The sequence below is a fragment of the Sphingobacterium paludis genome (genome assembly GCF_004364125.1).
In the GTDB taxonomy this organism is placed as follows: domain Bacteria; phylum Bacteroidota; class Bacteroidia; order Sphingobacteriales; family Sphingobacteriaceae; genus Sphingobacterium; species Sphingobacterium paludis.
Genome location: NZ_SNZV01000001.1, coordinates 32987 through 48058 on the forward strand (window position 1 = coordinate 32987; position 15072 = coordinate 48058).

Here is a 15072-nt window from a genome sequence, read left to right on the forward strand (position 1 = left end):
AGGAAAAAAGCGTATTTCCAAACTGCTTTATGTTTTTTTTGCTGTAAAAAGTGTGTTTAGAGCATGTAAAGCCGTTTTTTTTACGAAAAACATTTTTTCGTATCTTAGTGTATTTAGTACAATAACTGCTGTTACCTAATCTGCTAAAATATGTCGGTATCCATGGTGAACAAATGGCGTACACTTTAGTTTGCGCGAAAGGAGTGCTGTTTTATATGTTCCAGGAAACAGGTAAATGGTTTAAAAAAATAAAATATATATAAAAAGTGAAGAGCTATAAAACATTTTTGTTTGATCTGCGTTAATATTAATATCTGTTCCAGAGTGAAAAAAATATATATAATTTCTTTGAATATACAAATCTTATGTTATTTTTGTGCCAATTCTCAGATTTATCCTTTTGAGGTGATCTAATGTACTTTCAATAAGTGAATCTTTAAAATATGTTTTAGCTCTCCTTTTCATGTAGGTAGCATAGGCTAGAATAGATCGGATAAAATCAAATTGCAATAAAAATCCTATATCTCATAATAACAAGTTAATGGATATTAATGAACTAAATACCAAACTCGTGTCGGAGTTACGCGAGATTGCAAAAGTATTGGGCATCGCTGATGTCGATAAACTACGCAAACAAGAGTTGATTGATCGCATTTCTGCTATTGCCAAACAATCAATTCAAGAAGAACAAGTCGAGGTGCCGGCAGCGGATGAAGCTGATAAGCCCAGAAAACGTGTTCGCACCCTAAAAACAGAGCCTGTAGCCGTTACAAAAAGACCTTCTAGTGAAGAGGTAAGACCAGAGCTTACTGTTGTGGAGGAAGCCGCCGCAAGACCCGTTGCAGCGACAGAAAATGCGCCTAAAGCGGAGTCTTCATCTCCTGTACTTCCAACAGATTTTGATAACGTTATTGTAAACGAGGGTGTTCTCGAAATTATGCCAGATGGCTATGGATTCCTGCGTTCTTCAGATTATAATTACTTGACCTCACCTGATGATATCTACGTTTCTCAATCACAAATTAAATTATTTGGATTGAAAACGGGTGACAACGTTCGTGGGAGTATTCGTCCACCGAAAGAAGGTGAAAAATATTTTCCTTTGGTGCGTGTTGAATCCATTAACGGTCAAAATCCAGCAGAGATCCGCGATCGCGTTCCGTTTGATTATTTGACGCCGTTATTTCCGGATGAAAAGCTTAATCTGGATCTTGGCGTAGGCAACCAGTCTACGCGCATCATGGATTTGTTTACACCAATCGGTAAAGGCCAGCGGGGCTTAATTGTTGCGCAACCAAAAACGGGTAAAACAAACTTGTTGAAGGAAGTGGCAAACGCAATTGCTAAAAACCACCCGGAAGTATATTTAATTATCTTGCTTATTGACGAGCGTCCGGAAGAGGTTACTGATATGGCGCGAAACGTACGCGCGGAGGTTATCTCGTCAACATTTGATGAGCCTGCCGATCGCCATGTGAAAATAGCCAACATCGTGCTTGAAAAAGCGAAGAGAATGGTCGAGTGTGGACATGATGTTGTTATCCTTCTCGATTCGATTACACGTCTGGCACGTGCTTATAACACCGTAGCGCCAGCATCGGGTAAAATCTTATCGGGTGGTGTAGACGCAAATGCTTTACATAAGCCAAAACGGTTCTTTGGAGCAGCGCGAAACATCGAGAATGGTGGTTCACTCACCATATTAGCCACCGCCTTAACCGATACCGGATCGAAAATGGACGATGTAATTTTTGAAGAGTTCAAAGGAACGGGTAATATGGAACTTCAATTAGATCGTAAATTGGCGAATAAACGTATATTCCCAGCGATTGACCTGACGGCTTCGAGTACGCGTAGAGATGATCTTTTGGTGGACAGAGATACCTTGCAGCGGATGTGGGTGTTGCGCAACCATCTTGCAGACATGAACTCGAACGAAGCAATGGAATTCTTGTTGACACAATTGCGCGGGACAAAATCAAACGAAGAGTTTTTGATCAGTATGAATAGCTAATTCAATCAACATTTGATATTTTTAAGCCATCTTTCGTCAGAAAGGTGGCTTAACTTTTTTATTGCATGAAAAAACATCTCCCTAACACCCTAACTTGTCTGAATCTTTTTTCAGGTTGTCTGGCTGTTTTATTCGCGCTTGATGAGGCCTATCTGTACATGTTTTATTGTGTTCTTGCGTCTGGTTTTTTTGACTTTTTCGATGGCATGTTGGCGCGTGCGCTCCACGTGAAATCTACTATTGGCAAGGAACTGGATTCGCTGGCAGATATGGTTAGTTTTGGGTTTCTGCCAGGAGTGGTGTTTTTTCTACTGCTCCAGTCGGCCACAACGTCTGTCTACGTGCCCTACTTAGGCTTTGTCGTGACTATTTTTTCGGCTTTGCGGCTGGCAAAATTCAATGTAGATGAGCGACAAAGTGCTGATTTTATAGGGCTTAACACCCCGATGAATACATTCTTCGTTGTCTCACTGCCATTTATCGCTTCCAATAGCTCGTTTTCATTTTCGCTGATTGTCCTTTTGCCCCTCATTGCGCTTCTTAGTTACCTCTTGGTGTCTGAGATTAGGCTTTTTAGCATGAAGCTTTCTTCGTTGACTTGGCAGGATAATAAGTTCAAGTACATATTCCTTCTGCTTGCGGCCATCCTACTTGTGGTATTGCAGTTTAGCGCTTTTCCCTTTATTCTGCTCGCCTATGTAGCTTTTTCTTTTTTGCACTTTTCGCAGAAAGATGCTTAGACTCCACGCGGGCTAAAGGCTTTTAAGATAGGCCGAAATTTCGGAAAGCAGACGGGCAAATTGCTGCTCTAACGGAATGAATAGTTGTTCTAAGGTCTGCATATTTGCACCGTTCTTGGCTGCTGTTTCCAATTCCTGAAGTGCTGCCCGTAGCTTGGTTGCGCCGATGTACTCCATGGTCGGCTTGATGTGGTGAGCCTTACTTGAAATGTCCATTTGCTGGCCATTGCTCATCGCTTTTGTCAATCCAGCAAAATCAACCGGTATTTGTACAAGGTAAAGATCTAAAAATTGCTTAATCAATTCCGTGTTCTGCATCATATTTTGTTGGATCGCCACAGGGTCAATCACCGTATAATCTTCATTCATGGGTTTGGGTTTAATAATTGCACCTTCAACGCATCGTCGCAGGCGGTTAGCAAGCTTTCATTTGTTTCTAATAGTATAGGGTGTATAAAATCGGCGGCTATTTCTACCAAGGGTATCAGGGTAAACTTCCTTTGTGCAATATAGGGGTGTGGTACGCTAAGCCGCTCCTGTTGAATAATCTCATCGTTATAATACAAAATATCGATATCGATAAGGCGCGCACCCCATTTTTCGAGCCTACGACGCCCGAGATCATGTTCTATTTCCTGGATGCGGTCCAAAACTGATAAGGCTGACAATTCGGTGTTCACGTCCAATACTTGGTTGAGGAAAGGAGGCTGATCCAGCACACCCCATGCCTCCGACGCATAAATGCGAGATTCCTGATTAATGGATCCGATTCGATTTTTTATGGCCGCCGCTGCGCTGTGAAGTTGGGCGAGAGGCTCCCCTAAATTAGCTCCTAAAAGGAGAAACACCTTATTCATGGCCTAAAGATAAGCCTTATCCATATAATTTTCGAATTCTTCAAAGAAAGGTTTAATTTAGGTTTTTCAAACGTCATTTGTATTATGAGATCTTTTTTTAAATATGTATTGGCTACCGTGACTGGGATCAGCATTGTGGTTGTTCTTTTCTTTGCCGTAATTATCGGCCTTATCATGAGTACGGTCAGTCAAATGGGAAGTGGTAAGGAGATAGATGTTCCTTCCAATGCAGTGCTTTACGTTTCACTGAACCATGCCATCACCGAACGAACGAGTGAAAACCCATTGGAGGGACTGAACTTGCCCGGCTACGGCGATATGAAATCATTGGGCTTGAACGATATTATCGGGCGTATTGCGGCGGCGAAAGAAGACAGTCGTATAAAAGGAATCTACCTCAACCCGACTTATGTCAATACGGGAATGGCTAGTCTAAAGGAAATACGAGACGCCTTGTTGGACTTTAAAAAATCTGGTAAGTTTGTCGTTGCATACAGTGATTCGTATACGCAAAAGGCTTATTATATTGCTTCGGTCGCTGACAAAGTTTACTTAAATCCAGAAGGAGGATTGGAGTTTAACGGTCTGTCCAGCTCCATCGCTTTTGTAAAGGATGCCTTGCAAAAGCTCGGTGTGGACATGCAAGTCGTGAAAGTGGGAACTTACAAGTCGGCAGTGGAGCCGTTTATTTTGAACGAAATGAGCGCAGCAAACAGGATGCAGGTTACGGCATACTTAGAAAGCATGTACGGTTCATTTTTAACCAATGTTTCCGAAGGTCGAAAAATATCGGTGGACTCCCTGCGCTATGTTGCGAATAACTACCTCATACGAAACGCCGATGACGCTGTTCGCTATAAATTTGTGGATGGGAAGCTTTACAAAGACGAGTTGTTGGCAGAGCTGAAAAAGCGACTGAACGTCGAAAAAAAGAAAGATATTCCATCGGTTTCTTTATTAGACTACGTGGGGGCTTCCGGTAAAGAAAAGACGGGAGATCGAGTTGCTGTATTATATGCTTATGGTGACATTGTCGACGGTGAAGGGTCTGATCTTAATATCGGAGGCGACCGTTTCTCGCGCGAGTTACGTAAACTTCGCACAGATGATCGTGTGAAAGCCGTTGTGTTGCGGGTAAATTCGCCGGGTGGTTCTGCCTTAGCATCGGATATTATCGCTCGCGAAGTAGAGCTCACTAAAGCGGTGAAGCCTATCGTTGTTTCTATGGGCGATTACGCAGCCTCTGGCGGCTACTATATTTCCGCCTTGGCCGATTCTATTTTTGCTGAGAAAGAGACCTTGACCGGGTCTATCGGTGTTTTTGGTCTGATACCCAATTTGCAAGGTTTGCTCAACAATAAGCTGGGTATACGTTTTGATGAGGTAAAAACAGGAAAATATGCCGGCCTTATGTCTTCACCAGATAAACCATTAACAGAGGAGGAAAAAGCGATTATTCAGGCGGAAGTAAACCGAATTTATGGCACGTTTACTGGAAAGGTAGCTAAAGGCCGAAATATGGCCGTTGCTGCCGTAGATAGCATCGGGCAGGGCCGCGTGTGGACAGGCAGTCAAGCGCTGGAGAATGGTTTGGTAGATGGTGTGGGCGATGTACAGCGCGCTGTTCGTTCGGCTGCCGCAAAGGCAAAGTTAAAGGACTATAAGCTGGTGTATTACCCGAACGTGAAAGATCCTTTTTCTTCGCTGCTGGGCACGTCTAAAGAAAAAATAAAAGCTTGGATGCTGGGCGAAGAACTGGGCGAGTATCGTCAGTATGTTGAACAGCTCCAAACCATTACGCGATCGTCGGGCATACAAGCGCGAATGCCGTATACCATTGAAATCAGATAAATTTGAAGGCGGGGATTTTCCAATTCCCGCCTTTTTTTTATATTTATAGCTTGAAATGTCACATTCAACTTAAATTTTAAAGTACATATGAAAACTATTGATGATGTAAATTTCTCAGGAAAAAAGGCGTTGATTCGCGTGGATTTTAATGTTCCTTTCGATGAGAATTTTAATATAACAGATGATAATCGCATCCAGGGGGCAGCGCCTACGATTAAGAAAATCTTGGCCGATGGTGGTTCCGTGGTTTTGATGTCACATTTAGGACGTCCAAAAGACGGTCCTACTGACAAGTATTCCTTGAAGCATATCGTGTCACACCTTTCTTCTGTATTGGGCGTAGAGGTCCAATTTGCTGATGATTGTATAGGAGAAGACGCTGTAGAGAAAAGCGCTAATTTAAAAGCTGGCGAGGTACTTTTGTTAGAAAACCTTCGCTTCTATAAAGAGGAGGAAAAAGGAGATAAAGCCTTTGCTGAGAAATTAGCAAAGCTAGGTGACGTGTATGTGAATGATGCTTTCGGAACAGCCCACCGTGCGCACGCTTCTACTGCAATCGTAGCAGAGTTTTTTCCTGATAATAAGTTTGCCGGACAGTTGCTTGCTGCTGAAATCAATAACGCAGAAAAGGTGTTGAACAATCCTAATCGTCCGTTTACGGCCATCATGGGCGGCGCAAAGGTGTCTGATAAAATCGAATTGATCGAGGCTCTGCTAGACAAAGTCGACAATCTGATCATAGGTGGTGGTATGGCTTACACCTTTATCAAAGCCCGCGGTGGTGAAATCGGCAAATCTTTGGTCGAGATCGATAAATTGGATCTGGCGAATGAGTTAGTTAAAAAAGCAGACGAAAAAGGCGTAAACTTGGTGTTGCCTACGGATGCACAAATTGCGGATAAGTTTGCGGAAGATTCGCCTACCTATGATGGACCGAACGACGCGATCCCTGCCGATAAGGAAGGACTTGATATTGGACCCGAATCTTCTGCACATTTTGCTGAGGTGATTGGGGCCTCTAACACGTTGCTTTGGAACGGACCTATGGGCGTATTTGAATTTGATACCTTTGCGAAGGGTACGAAAGCAGTAGCCGATGCGGTTGTTGCTGCTACCGAACGTGGCGCATTTTCGTTAATCGGCGGTGGCGACTCCGCAGCGGCGGTGTCGAAGTTTGGAATGACCGAGCACGTGAGCTATGTAAGCACAGGTGGTGGCGCATTGTTGGAATATATGGAAGGTAAAGCCTTGCCAGGGGTTCAGGCATTAAACGACTAATTACTGATCATATCAGCACGTAAAGTAAAGCCGTAGCAAATTGCTACGGCTTTATTTGTTACCGTATCCCCTCCTTTAGTACGTGTAGCTCAGGCCAAAGGTAGGCATGACTTTTCGCGTCGCCGTCGCATCATTTATATAAGCCAGCCGAGCTGCAACATTCACATCAGGCAAAACATAGCGAAACACGTTAAAGTCTGCCGATATACCGATTCCAAAACTCTTCGGAGAGGAGGAGTTATGCACGTTTTGGAAGTCGGAAAATAGGAGACCTTGAAAACGTTTGATGTAGGCCAATGAACCGATACTCCAATCCGGATAGAAAAGGGGAAGCCTGTAGTTAACCAAAACCGTGTTTGTGACGATGGGGGACGAAAAATTTCCCCAGCCAGACACCATCGGAATATCGTATACACCTTCGTATCGACCATTGCTCTTTTGTGCTGCTACGCGAAATTGTACGCTATGGTTGCTTGATATACCAGGCAAGTAAAAGTTTGTGCGTACGGACAGGATTTGCCCACTGATTTGCTGTTCGAAGGGAAGATGTCTATAGGTCAAACTTATATTTTGTCCCCAGCGTGGGGCAAGGTCCATTCGGCTACGCATACTATTTCGGTTAAAATAGGCCTGGTAGTTGAGTGGAAACGCAATAGTTTCATTGAAATTACGCAAAGCGATACTTACGTCGTAGCGCTTTGTATAGGATGTCCCGAAATTTAGACCATAGCTGTATACCGTATTTTGCCGATAAACGGAGAGGGGTATGGCAATATCAAATGTTGCATGATGATCGCGGTAGTCATACATGATTACCTGTCCAGGCTGGTTGGAGCTCACCGCATTACCCACTAAGCCCCGGTTAGCGTATCGGGCAGTGAATACTGGTAAATATCTTCTGTAGGATACCTCTGCCGAGTATATGCTCTTGGATATATCCGGGTCATACTCGTACCCCAGTTTTATTTGGCTTGTATTCAGAACATCATTGGATAGCCAAAATACCCCCGGTATATAATTGTCGAAGCTTTCGAAGTTCGTGCTACTAATGGATAGGCTATGAAAATTAACCATATTGGCTGTTGGGCTGTATCGCGTTACTTGATACACACTATCCGCCGGTGGCAATACATCGCCGTCGCTGATCTGATCAATAGTTGGCTGCACATAAGGCTGTACCTGTTGCGCAAAGTTTTTCGTTCCGGTCGTTAATTTTTGGGAAGCAAGTTTATAGCCATTGTAGCGGTAATCGTTAAATAACAAGAGGCTGTCTGAGCGGATCGACGCATTGAATGCGCCAAAGCGAGCATTCGTTAGCTTCGACGTTACGCCACGCTGGTCTACGCGGTAAATATTGTCCCTGCCATCAAAATGAGCTTTAAAGAGTATGTCGTCGCCAACGTAAAACGGGCGTTCCAGCTGCTGATTGCCCCAACCGAAAAGAAGTCGTTGTTTAGTGCCTTCCGCTTCGATTTCTAAAAGGTTTGTTCCTTCAGCGCTTACCGCTATCACAATAACTTTGTCACCCGTGTCGTTAAATTTCGGTTGCTGTATATGCACGCCCTTCGGTACCGCTTTACGCGCTACAGCCTCGCCGTTTTCCGCATTCAAGAAAACCAACTGGCTTCGATTGGCCCGGTCGACCTCCACTACAGCTATGATATTTTTCGAGGGATGTAGGGCGGGCGAATAGTACCTGGACTTATGCGTAATTGTTTTTAATTTTTTTGTCTGCAGATTGAGGATGTTGATGACATTATAGGTTTGCTTACCAAAACGTGGGTCTTTTCTGTATTCATCCCACACCATTTGCTGCCCTCTTATGTGGAAATAGGGCGTGATCTGAATCCCAGTTTTTGCTATCGCATACTCCCGACCTTCAGCATCTATCCTGATGATCTCATTGACGGATTGTGGGCTAGATTTCAGTACATACAGCCTGTCATTTTCATCGGCTTGTGGTAGGATATAATCACTCGGATATCGGCTTACTTTTGTTTTTATTTCATTTGTTGTTGAATATAACTTGTCGTTTTCAGACCAAAACTTTTCCCGTTCGCTCATCATCTCCACAAACATTTTTGCCGGCGTCAATCCCGAGGCATTTCTGAAAGCTCGTTGGAAATTAAACGGTCGAAGCAATTTTGTACGCATTTCCTCCATTATTTTTTCATGGCTTTCGATACCATATTGGTTGGTAAGGTGCGTGTTTAAAAACAAACCAATACTGTAATGTGAGGGGACGTTATCCTTGAAAGAGCCCAGCACATATTTGTTGAAATCATACTTCTCCCCAGATAGTACGTTTGCTCGTATCGGCATTTCCCAAGAAGGAAGCCTCCCCCTGCCACCGGCACTATGTATCGTTTCAATCTGCACGGCATCGCCCTCAAAATACCAAGCCGGTAGATTTAGAGCATATAGTGCTAAGGCCAGTTGTTCGAAAAAAGGGCCTTTAATTCGTCCTGTCAATTTGTCAAATTGGGCAACATGACGTAGCTCATGTAAGGCCAAGTTTGGAAGCCACTCCTGATTGTCTGCGGTAGAGGAGGGCACGGGGTAAAACTCCGATTTACGCGGAGCAAGTTGTACATATCCATTTTGACTGAGATGATTTCCTTGTAAAATCAAGTTAATTGGCTTTGGGTTTTTCTGTAGGTCCCGACTACTTTTCGTGCGCAGTAATGGCAGTTGGGAAGCGAGCTTTATCGCGGCGCTATCGAATGTGCTTGGGAAGATAAGCCGGTAATTTTCCGTCTGTATTTGTCTCCATTTGATCGATGAGTGTGCTTGTTCGTTGTCAATTATTTGGCTCATTAATTCGCTTGAACAAATAGTACCAGACAATACTACTAATAATTTGATAATCAGTTTTTTATTCATTAATAATGGCTATGAGTTGATGGTTTGCTAAGATGTTTAGTTAATTTTGGTTGTTTTGTATTCTCTTTATGTTTATATATTATATGTTAATTAATTGATATATATAGTTTTATGTTATTTTAACAAAATAGATTTACATTCTTTTTTGTGGTCATAATGTTCGTCTGCGGTGTTCTACACTTCCGTATACCGAAATCAAACCGATGAATAATTACGAGTTGGAAACCGCAAACAAGATAGGGAAAATAAATTGTTTTTTTATTCGATGTAGGTAGTGTGGATTGCTGTTTTTTATGAGGGAAGATATTCCTCTTCTCGTTCTCGCAATCAACCGATACGCCCGATGGAGATTTATAGTATGTGCGCAATTTCGATCGTCGCTTTTCATCTTTGCAGCATACTGAAAAGTACAATGAGCCGTTTCATTTTTCGACAAAACCGGCTGTTTTTTGATGCTAGCGGTTGTATGACACGATGGCATCTTATGCCGCTATTTGGTGACTTGGATCCAAACAGTTTTCCGGCGTCATTGTTATCCATATTTGGTGCAGATCGTTAAAAAAAATGAATTAGTAATTTCCAACTAAAAAGTCGACTTTTGCTGCAAACAAACAGTACCCATGTAGGATTAAAATTTATAGTGTGTTATGGAAGAATTAGAAATGCAAGTAGAGCTTATTGAGAATTGGATAGCAGCAGATCAGATCTCGGAGCTTCAAGATTTTCTGAATGAGCAGAACATTTCCGATGTGGAAGAGTTCATCGATGAGCTTCCAGAGCATGCGGCCCTTTTTATTGAAACGCTCAACATCAACCGGGCAGTTCATGTATTCAGTATCCTCGATTTCCCCACCCAAGAACGTATCTTCAAAAAGCTGTCTCCAGGCAAGGCTCGCGAGTTAATTAACGAGATGCCTCCTGATGATCGTACATCATTTTTTAGTGAATTAAAAGGTGATGTGGTGAAGCATTTGATCATTATGCTTTCGCCGGAAGAGCGGAAGGAAGCGCTCTCCCTATTGGGTTATCCGGAGGATAGTGTAGGGCGACTGATGACCCCCGACTACATCACCGTAAAACCCCACTGGGACATTCCCCGCATCCTGGAGCACATACGACGCTATGGAGACGCTTCGGAAACGATTGATGTCTTGTATGTCATCGACAAAGAGGGGCGATTAATGGACGATATCAAGATTCGCGATATATTAGTTTCGGACCCGGATACGAAAGTGGAAGACTTGATCGATAATCGGCTTATTTCACTTCACGCGAACGATCCGCAGGAAGAAGCTGTAAATGTCTTTCGGATGAACAACAGAGTCGCTCTTCCCGTGGTGGACGAGCAAGGCATTATGTTGGGTATGGTAACCATTGATGATATCCTTTGGGTCGCAAATGAGGAGTATACCGAAGACATGCAGCGGATAGGGGGTACAGAGGCGCTTGACGAGCCTTACTTGGATGTATCTATCTTCCATTTGGTAAAAAAGCGCGGAGGATGGCTTATCGTGCTTTTTCTGGGGCAATTGCTTACGTTTAACGTGCTCAAGTTTTATGAAGACCGCTTAACAACTATTTTAGTGTTACTGATGCCCGTTATTATGTCCAGTGGTGGGAATAGTGGTTCCCAAGCGTCAACCCTGATTATCCAAGCGATGGCAATGGGGGAGGTGACCTTGCGCGATTGGTGGCTAGTCATGCGAAGGGAGATCTTATCTGGCCTTTTGCTGGGGCTGATATTGGGAACGTTAGGCTTCTTCCGAATTTCCGTGGATCAAGCATTTTCAGGTACGTATGGCGATGCTTGGGTATTGTATGGTTTGGCAATCGCCTTTTCGCTTGTCGGTGTCGTACTCTGGGGGTCATTGGTTGGAGCGATGTTGCCATTTGTGCTACGCAAAATGGGTGCCGATCCGGCCAGCTCTTCTGCGCCATTCGTATCTACGTTGGTTGACGTGACCGGTTTGATCATTTACTTCACCATTGCCACGTTGGTATTGGGAGGGATATTAGTTTAGTCAAAAAAAATCTCGTTGTAGGTGAGTGAGTTGTGTTTTTACCCTTAAAAATATTTGCAGTGCTCAACAAAACTTCCGATAATTGCATCACTGAAACGGAGTTGACCGCTTCATAAAATTCCTGAATAGCTCAGTTGGTTAGAGCATCTGACTGTTAATCAGAGGGTCGCTGGTTCGAGCCCAGCTTCAGGAGCCCCTTAAAAAAAGCTGTTTTTCGATAAGAAAAGCAGCTTTTTGCGTTTTAGGGCAGATTAGGGACATCTACCCTTCCCGAGTCGGATCCTCCGAAATGGCGTGATTTACATGTTTTTTTTGAACTCACATACGAATGGTACAAATTGGGTACCGAAATTCTACCGTGCTTAAGGAAGAAATGGTCGATAGAAGAGTAACCGATATATAAAGATTTGTTAAAAGAAATTATGTATTCCATTTTTTTCTTTTTTTTTTGGTTGTAGGGTCATTTCTTTAATATTATCTTTCTTTTTACCTTTTAAATTTTAATAATTGATGTTTTTGTCCATTTATTAAGTTTTATTTCCTGTTTCTTCACCTTTTTATGCTGATTAATTTGGTGTTTTTTCAATTTATGTTCCATTTTGATTTTTTCTGTGCTGTTTTCGTCTCGATTTTTTGTATAAAATGATGGTATCTGTGATTTACTTATAAATTTTTCTAAAAAATTTCTGTTATAATAAATACTTAAGTATATTTGATCAAATTAATCAATTACTTAAGTGTTTTTTTGTATGAATCAGATAAAAAATAGTTTAATGGGTTACAGGCTTCGTCGATATTTATGCCTTACTGGGTTATTGGTTGTTGTTTTGCAAGCATCTCAAGCGAAAAACACCTTCGATGTTGTTAAAAATGGCGAAGAGGGGGACTCTTTAGAGCGCCATAATCCATTATTAGACATACCTCACTTTAACAAAATACGTAAGTATTCTAAATTTAGCTTTAACCGTGGTAAAGAAAACGAGCAAGTTGATTCCGTGTTTACGCCATCCATTCATGTTGGCGCAATCGTACACATGTATGCATCAGCACAGCAAGATGGTTTTGCTATACCGCATACAGCTCCAGAACCAAATGCTTGGGGAAAAGGATTTTCACTGTATCGTGCCCGGGTGCTCGTGGGTGGACAATTGTCTCGCAAGGGAAGTTTTTTTATGGAAACGGACTTGCCGACCGTAATTGGCGTCGGTAATACTGACGGAACAAAAAATGTAAAAGTCTCGCCGATCATTTTGGATGCACAGTATCAGCACGATTTTAGCAATGCATTTCAATTGATCGTTGGTAAACAGTTGGTGTCTAACAATAGAAATGGATTGCAGGGTGCTGGTGCGCTTCTCGCTAACGATTTTTCATACTTCCAATATCCCTACAATATGTTTGAGGACAGCCCTCTGCAAGGTAATTTCGGACGGGATCTAGGAGTAAATACACGCGGTTTTCTATTTAAAGACAAATTAGAATATCGTCTCGGTGCCTTTACAGGTCGTATAGTTGACGGTAAGGATCCCCTTCGTTTTGTTGGCCGGCTTGCCTACAATTTTTTCGAGACAGACAAAGATTACTATTATGCAGGGACCAATCTCGGAACACGTCGACTACTCACTTGGGCTGTCGGCTACGACCAGCAAGGGAGCTATCAGAATTATAGCAGCGATTTGTTTGTCGATTATCCCTTGTCGGATCAGGGCGCCGTTACCTTAAGTGCAGCATTTCAGTACATGACGGGCGGTACCTCCACTGGAACGCACTCATTTGCTGCATTGATACCCGCTCAAACGGTACAGTTTCTGGAGTTGGGATATTATTTTAAGCAAGCACGGCTACAGCCATGGATAAAATTTGAAAATAACCAAATCTCGGCCGATGCGACCCAGACGGGTGGTGTAGCGCCTGCGAGGTTTGATAAACTTCAGTCTGGTTCTGTATTTGGAGGCGGGCTCAATTATTTTTTCAATGACATAGGGACCAACCTGCGCCTCTCTTATATTACACGTACGTACAATGTCGAAAACGAAGCAACATCAACCTTTGATAAACGTACGTACGGTCAGTGCTGGTTGCAACTACAGTTTTTTATATTTTAACCCATTTAACATACACACCCTTCAAATTTAATGATATGAATTTTGGACTAGAATCTTTCTTTAAAAACTCAGCCATCTTGATGGGCATAGGAGTTTTAAGCTTTACCTCATGCAATTCGGGAAATACTGGGAGTTCCAGCAGTGCCTCTGATACCTCTGCCAATACGGTAAAAGTCGGCGTTTTACATTCTCTGAGTGGTACGATGGCTATTTCGGAAGTTTCATTGCGCGACGCCGTCCAGATGGCCGTTGAAGAGATTAATGCATCTGGCGGTGTTCTTGGAAAGCAAATCGAACCCGTCATCGTAGATCCAGCTTCTGATTGGGATCTGTTTGCAGAGAAATCCAAAGAGCTGTTGATCGACAAAAAAGTGTCTACTGTTTTTGGCTGTTGGACATCGGTTTCCCGAAAATCCGTGCTCCCCGTGTTTGAGCAAAACAATGGTCTGTTATTTTATCCCGTACAGTACGAAGGTGAAGAAAGCTCTAAAAATGTGGTATATACAGGGGCGGTTCCGAACCAGCAGCTGATTCCAGCTGCGGCATACTTGATGAGCCCGGAGGGAGGAAGTTACAAGCGATTTTATCTCTTGGGTACCGACTACGTTTTCCCCCGTGTAGCCAACAAGATTTTGAAATCCTATCTGCTGTCAAACGGTGTGCCGGCAGAGAACATTATCGAAGAATACACACCGTTCCATCATCAGGATTATCAAACCATCGTATCGAAGATCAAGAAGTTTGCCATCGGTGGCAAAGCCTGCGTACTGTCGACGATCAATGGTGACTCCAATATTCCTTTTTATAAAGAATTTGCCAATCAAGGGCTTACTTCGGCAACTTGTCCCGTTATGGCATTTTCGGTAGCTGAAGATGAGCTGCGTTCTATGGATACAGAATTTTTGGTCGGTCATCTCGCCTCCTGGAATTATTTTCAGGCTATCGACAGTCCTAGGAACAGTGATTTTGTGGCCAATTTCAAGAAATTCTGTGCAGATAATAATTTGCCCGGTGGTAGCGAACGCGTTGTAGATGATCCTATCTGTTGGGCTTACACCAATGTTTATCTTTGGGCTAAAGCAGCGGAAAAAGCCGGTTCTTTTGAGGTGGACAAAGTACGTGCTGCGTTATTGGGACTTTCTTTTGACTCTCCGGCAGGAACAGTTACTATGGATACCAAGCTCAACCATTTGGCAAAACCGGCCCTTATTGGTGAAATTAAACCCGATGGACAATTTAACATTATCTGGAAATCGGAGGGACTGATACAGCCTCAGCCTTTCTTCGATTTTGCTGTCGCAAAATAAGGACTTAAACTATTTT

General features: G+C 42.9%; 10 protein-coding genes and 1 tRNA gene. 8 read left to right on the top strand and 3 right to left on the bottom strand.

Annotated features, from left to right (window positions below; all coding sequences use genetic code 11):
• The first annotated feature begins 541 nt into the window (after positions 1 to 541).
• Positions 542 to 2014, top strand: a complete 1473-nt coding sequence (gene rho, locus B0I21_RS00140) for a transcription termination factor Rho (protein WP_133638330.1) — start codon at positions 542 to 544, stop codon at positions 2012 to 2014.
• Positions 2015 to 2079: 65 nt separating this feature from the next.
• Positions 2080 to 2754 carry a CDP-alcohol phosphatidyltransferase family protein gene (locus B0I21_RS00145; RefSeq protein WP_133638331.1) on the top strand — a complete coding sequence of 225 codons (675 nt, stop codon included), beginning with the start codon at positions 2080 to 2082 and terminating at the stop codon, positions 2752 to 2754.
• 12 nt (positions 2755 to 2766) lie between these two features.
• Here the strand turns inward: B0I21_RS00145 and B0I21_RS00150 are convergent, their stop codons facing one another.
• Together B0I21_RS00150 and folK are read right to left on the bottom strand one after the other, a co-directional pair.
• A complete protein-coding gene (locus tag B0I21_RS00150; RefSeq protein ID WP_133638332.1) occupies positions 2767 to 3123 on the bottom strand; it encodes an Hpt domain-containing protein in 357 nt (118 codons plus the stop codon).
• Positions 3120 to 3611, bottom strand: coding sequence for a 2-amino-4-hydroxy-6-hydroxymethyldihydropteridine diphosphokinase (gene folK, locus B0I21_RS00155; protein WP_133638333.1), 492 nt, complete (start codon positions 3609 to 3611; stop codon positions 3120 to 3122). Before folK ends, B0I21_RS00150 begins: the two co-directional genes overlap by 4 nt.
• An 84-nt stretch (positions 3612 to 3695) precedes the next feature.
• Here folK and sppA point away from each other — a divergent pair, with 84 nt between their 5' ends.
• Both sppA and B0I21_RS00165 read left to right on the top strand, forming a co-directional pair.
• Entirely contained in the window at positions 3696 to 5462 is a 1767-nt protein-coding gene (sppA, locus tag B0I21_RS00160; protein WP_133638334.1) for a signal peptide peptidase SppA, read from the top strand.
• Positions 5463 to 5549: 87 nt separating this feature from the next.
• Entirely contained in the window at positions 5550 to 6740 is a 1191-nt protein-coding gene (locus B0I21_RS00165) for a phosphoglycerate kinase (RefSeq protein ID WP_133638335.1), read from the top strand.
• Between the two features lie 75 nt (positions 6741 to 6815).
• Here the strand turns inward: B0I21_RS00165 and B0I21_RS00170 are convergent, their stop codons facing one another.
• The gene (locus B0I21_RS00170; protein WP_243835899.1) at positions 6816 to 9557 is read right to left on the bottom strand and encodes a TolB-like translocation protein; all 2742 of its coding nucleotides are present in this window, start codon (positions 9555 to 9557) and stop codon (positions 6816 to 6818) included.
• Positions 9558 to 10270: 713 nt separating this feature from the next.
• Between B0I21_RS00170 and mgtE the strand changes: the two genes are divergently transcribed.
• The 4 genes from mgtE (at position 10271) to urtA (ending at position 15056) form a co-directional block, all read left to right on the top strand.
• On the top strand, positions 10271 to 11644 hold the full coding sequence (gene mgtE / locus B0I21_RS00175) for a magnesium transporter (protein WP_133638337.1): 1374 nt from the start codon (positions 10271 to 10273) through the stop codon (positions 11642 to 11644).
• Between the two features lie 119 nt (positions 11645 to 11763).
• Positions 11764 to 11837, top strand: a tRNA-Asn gene (locus tag B0I21_RS00180).
• A gap of 556 nt (positions 11838 to 12393) precedes the next feature.
• Complete coding sequence (locus tag B0I21_RS00185; protein WP_133638338.1) at positions 12394 to 13749, top strand: hypothetical protein; 1356 nt, start codon at positions 12394 to 12396, stop codon at positions 13747 to 13749.
• A gap of 35 nt (positions 13750 to 13784) precedes the next feature.
• Positions 13785 to 15056 carry an urea ABC transporter substrate-binding protein gene (urtA, locus tag B0I21_RS00190; protein WP_243835900.1) on the top strand — a complete coding sequence of 424 codons (1272 nt, stop codon included), beginning with the start codon at positions 13785 to 13787 and terminating at the stop codon, positions 15054 to 15056.
• Positions 15057 to 15072 lie beyond the last annotated feature (16 nt).

Coding starts and splice junctions, on each gene's coding strand:
- rho (WP_133638330.1), top strand. CDS start 542: ATGGATATTAATGAACTAAATACCAAACTCGTGTCGGAGTTACGCGAG.
- B0I21_RS00145 (WP_133638331.1), top strand. CDS start 2,080: ATGAAAAAACATCTCCCTAACACCCTAACTTGTCTGAATCTTTTTTCA.
- B0I21_RS00150 (WP_133638332.1), bottom strand. CDS start 3,123: ATGAATGAAGATTATACGGTGATTGACCCTGTGGCGATCCAACAAAAT.
- folK (WP_133638333.1), bottom strand. CDS start 3,611: ATGAATAAGGTGTTTCTCCTTTTAGGAGCTAATTTAGGGGAGCCTCTC.
- sppA (WP_133638334.1), top strand. CDS start 3,696: ATGAGATCTTTTTTTAAATATGTATTGGCTACCGTGACTGGGATCAGC.
- B0I21_RS00165 (WP_133638335.1), top strand. CDS start 5,550: ATGAAAACTATTGATGATGTAAATTTCTCAGGAAAAAAGGCGTTGATT.
- B0I21_RS00170 (WP_243835899.1), bottom strand. CDS start 9,557: ATGAGCCAAATAATTGACAACGAACAAGCACACTCATCGATCAAATGG.
- mgtE (WP_133638337.1), top strand. CDS start 10,271: ATGGAAGAATTAGAAATGCAAGTAGAGCTTATTGAGAATTGGATAGCA.
- B0I21_RS00185 (WP_133638338.1), top strand. CDS start 12,394: ATGAATCAGATAAAAAATAGTTTAATGGGTTACAGGCTTCGTCGATAT.
- urtA (WP_243835900.1), top strand. CDS start 13,785: ATGAATTTTGGACTAGAATCTTTCTTTAAAAACTCAGCCATCTTGATG.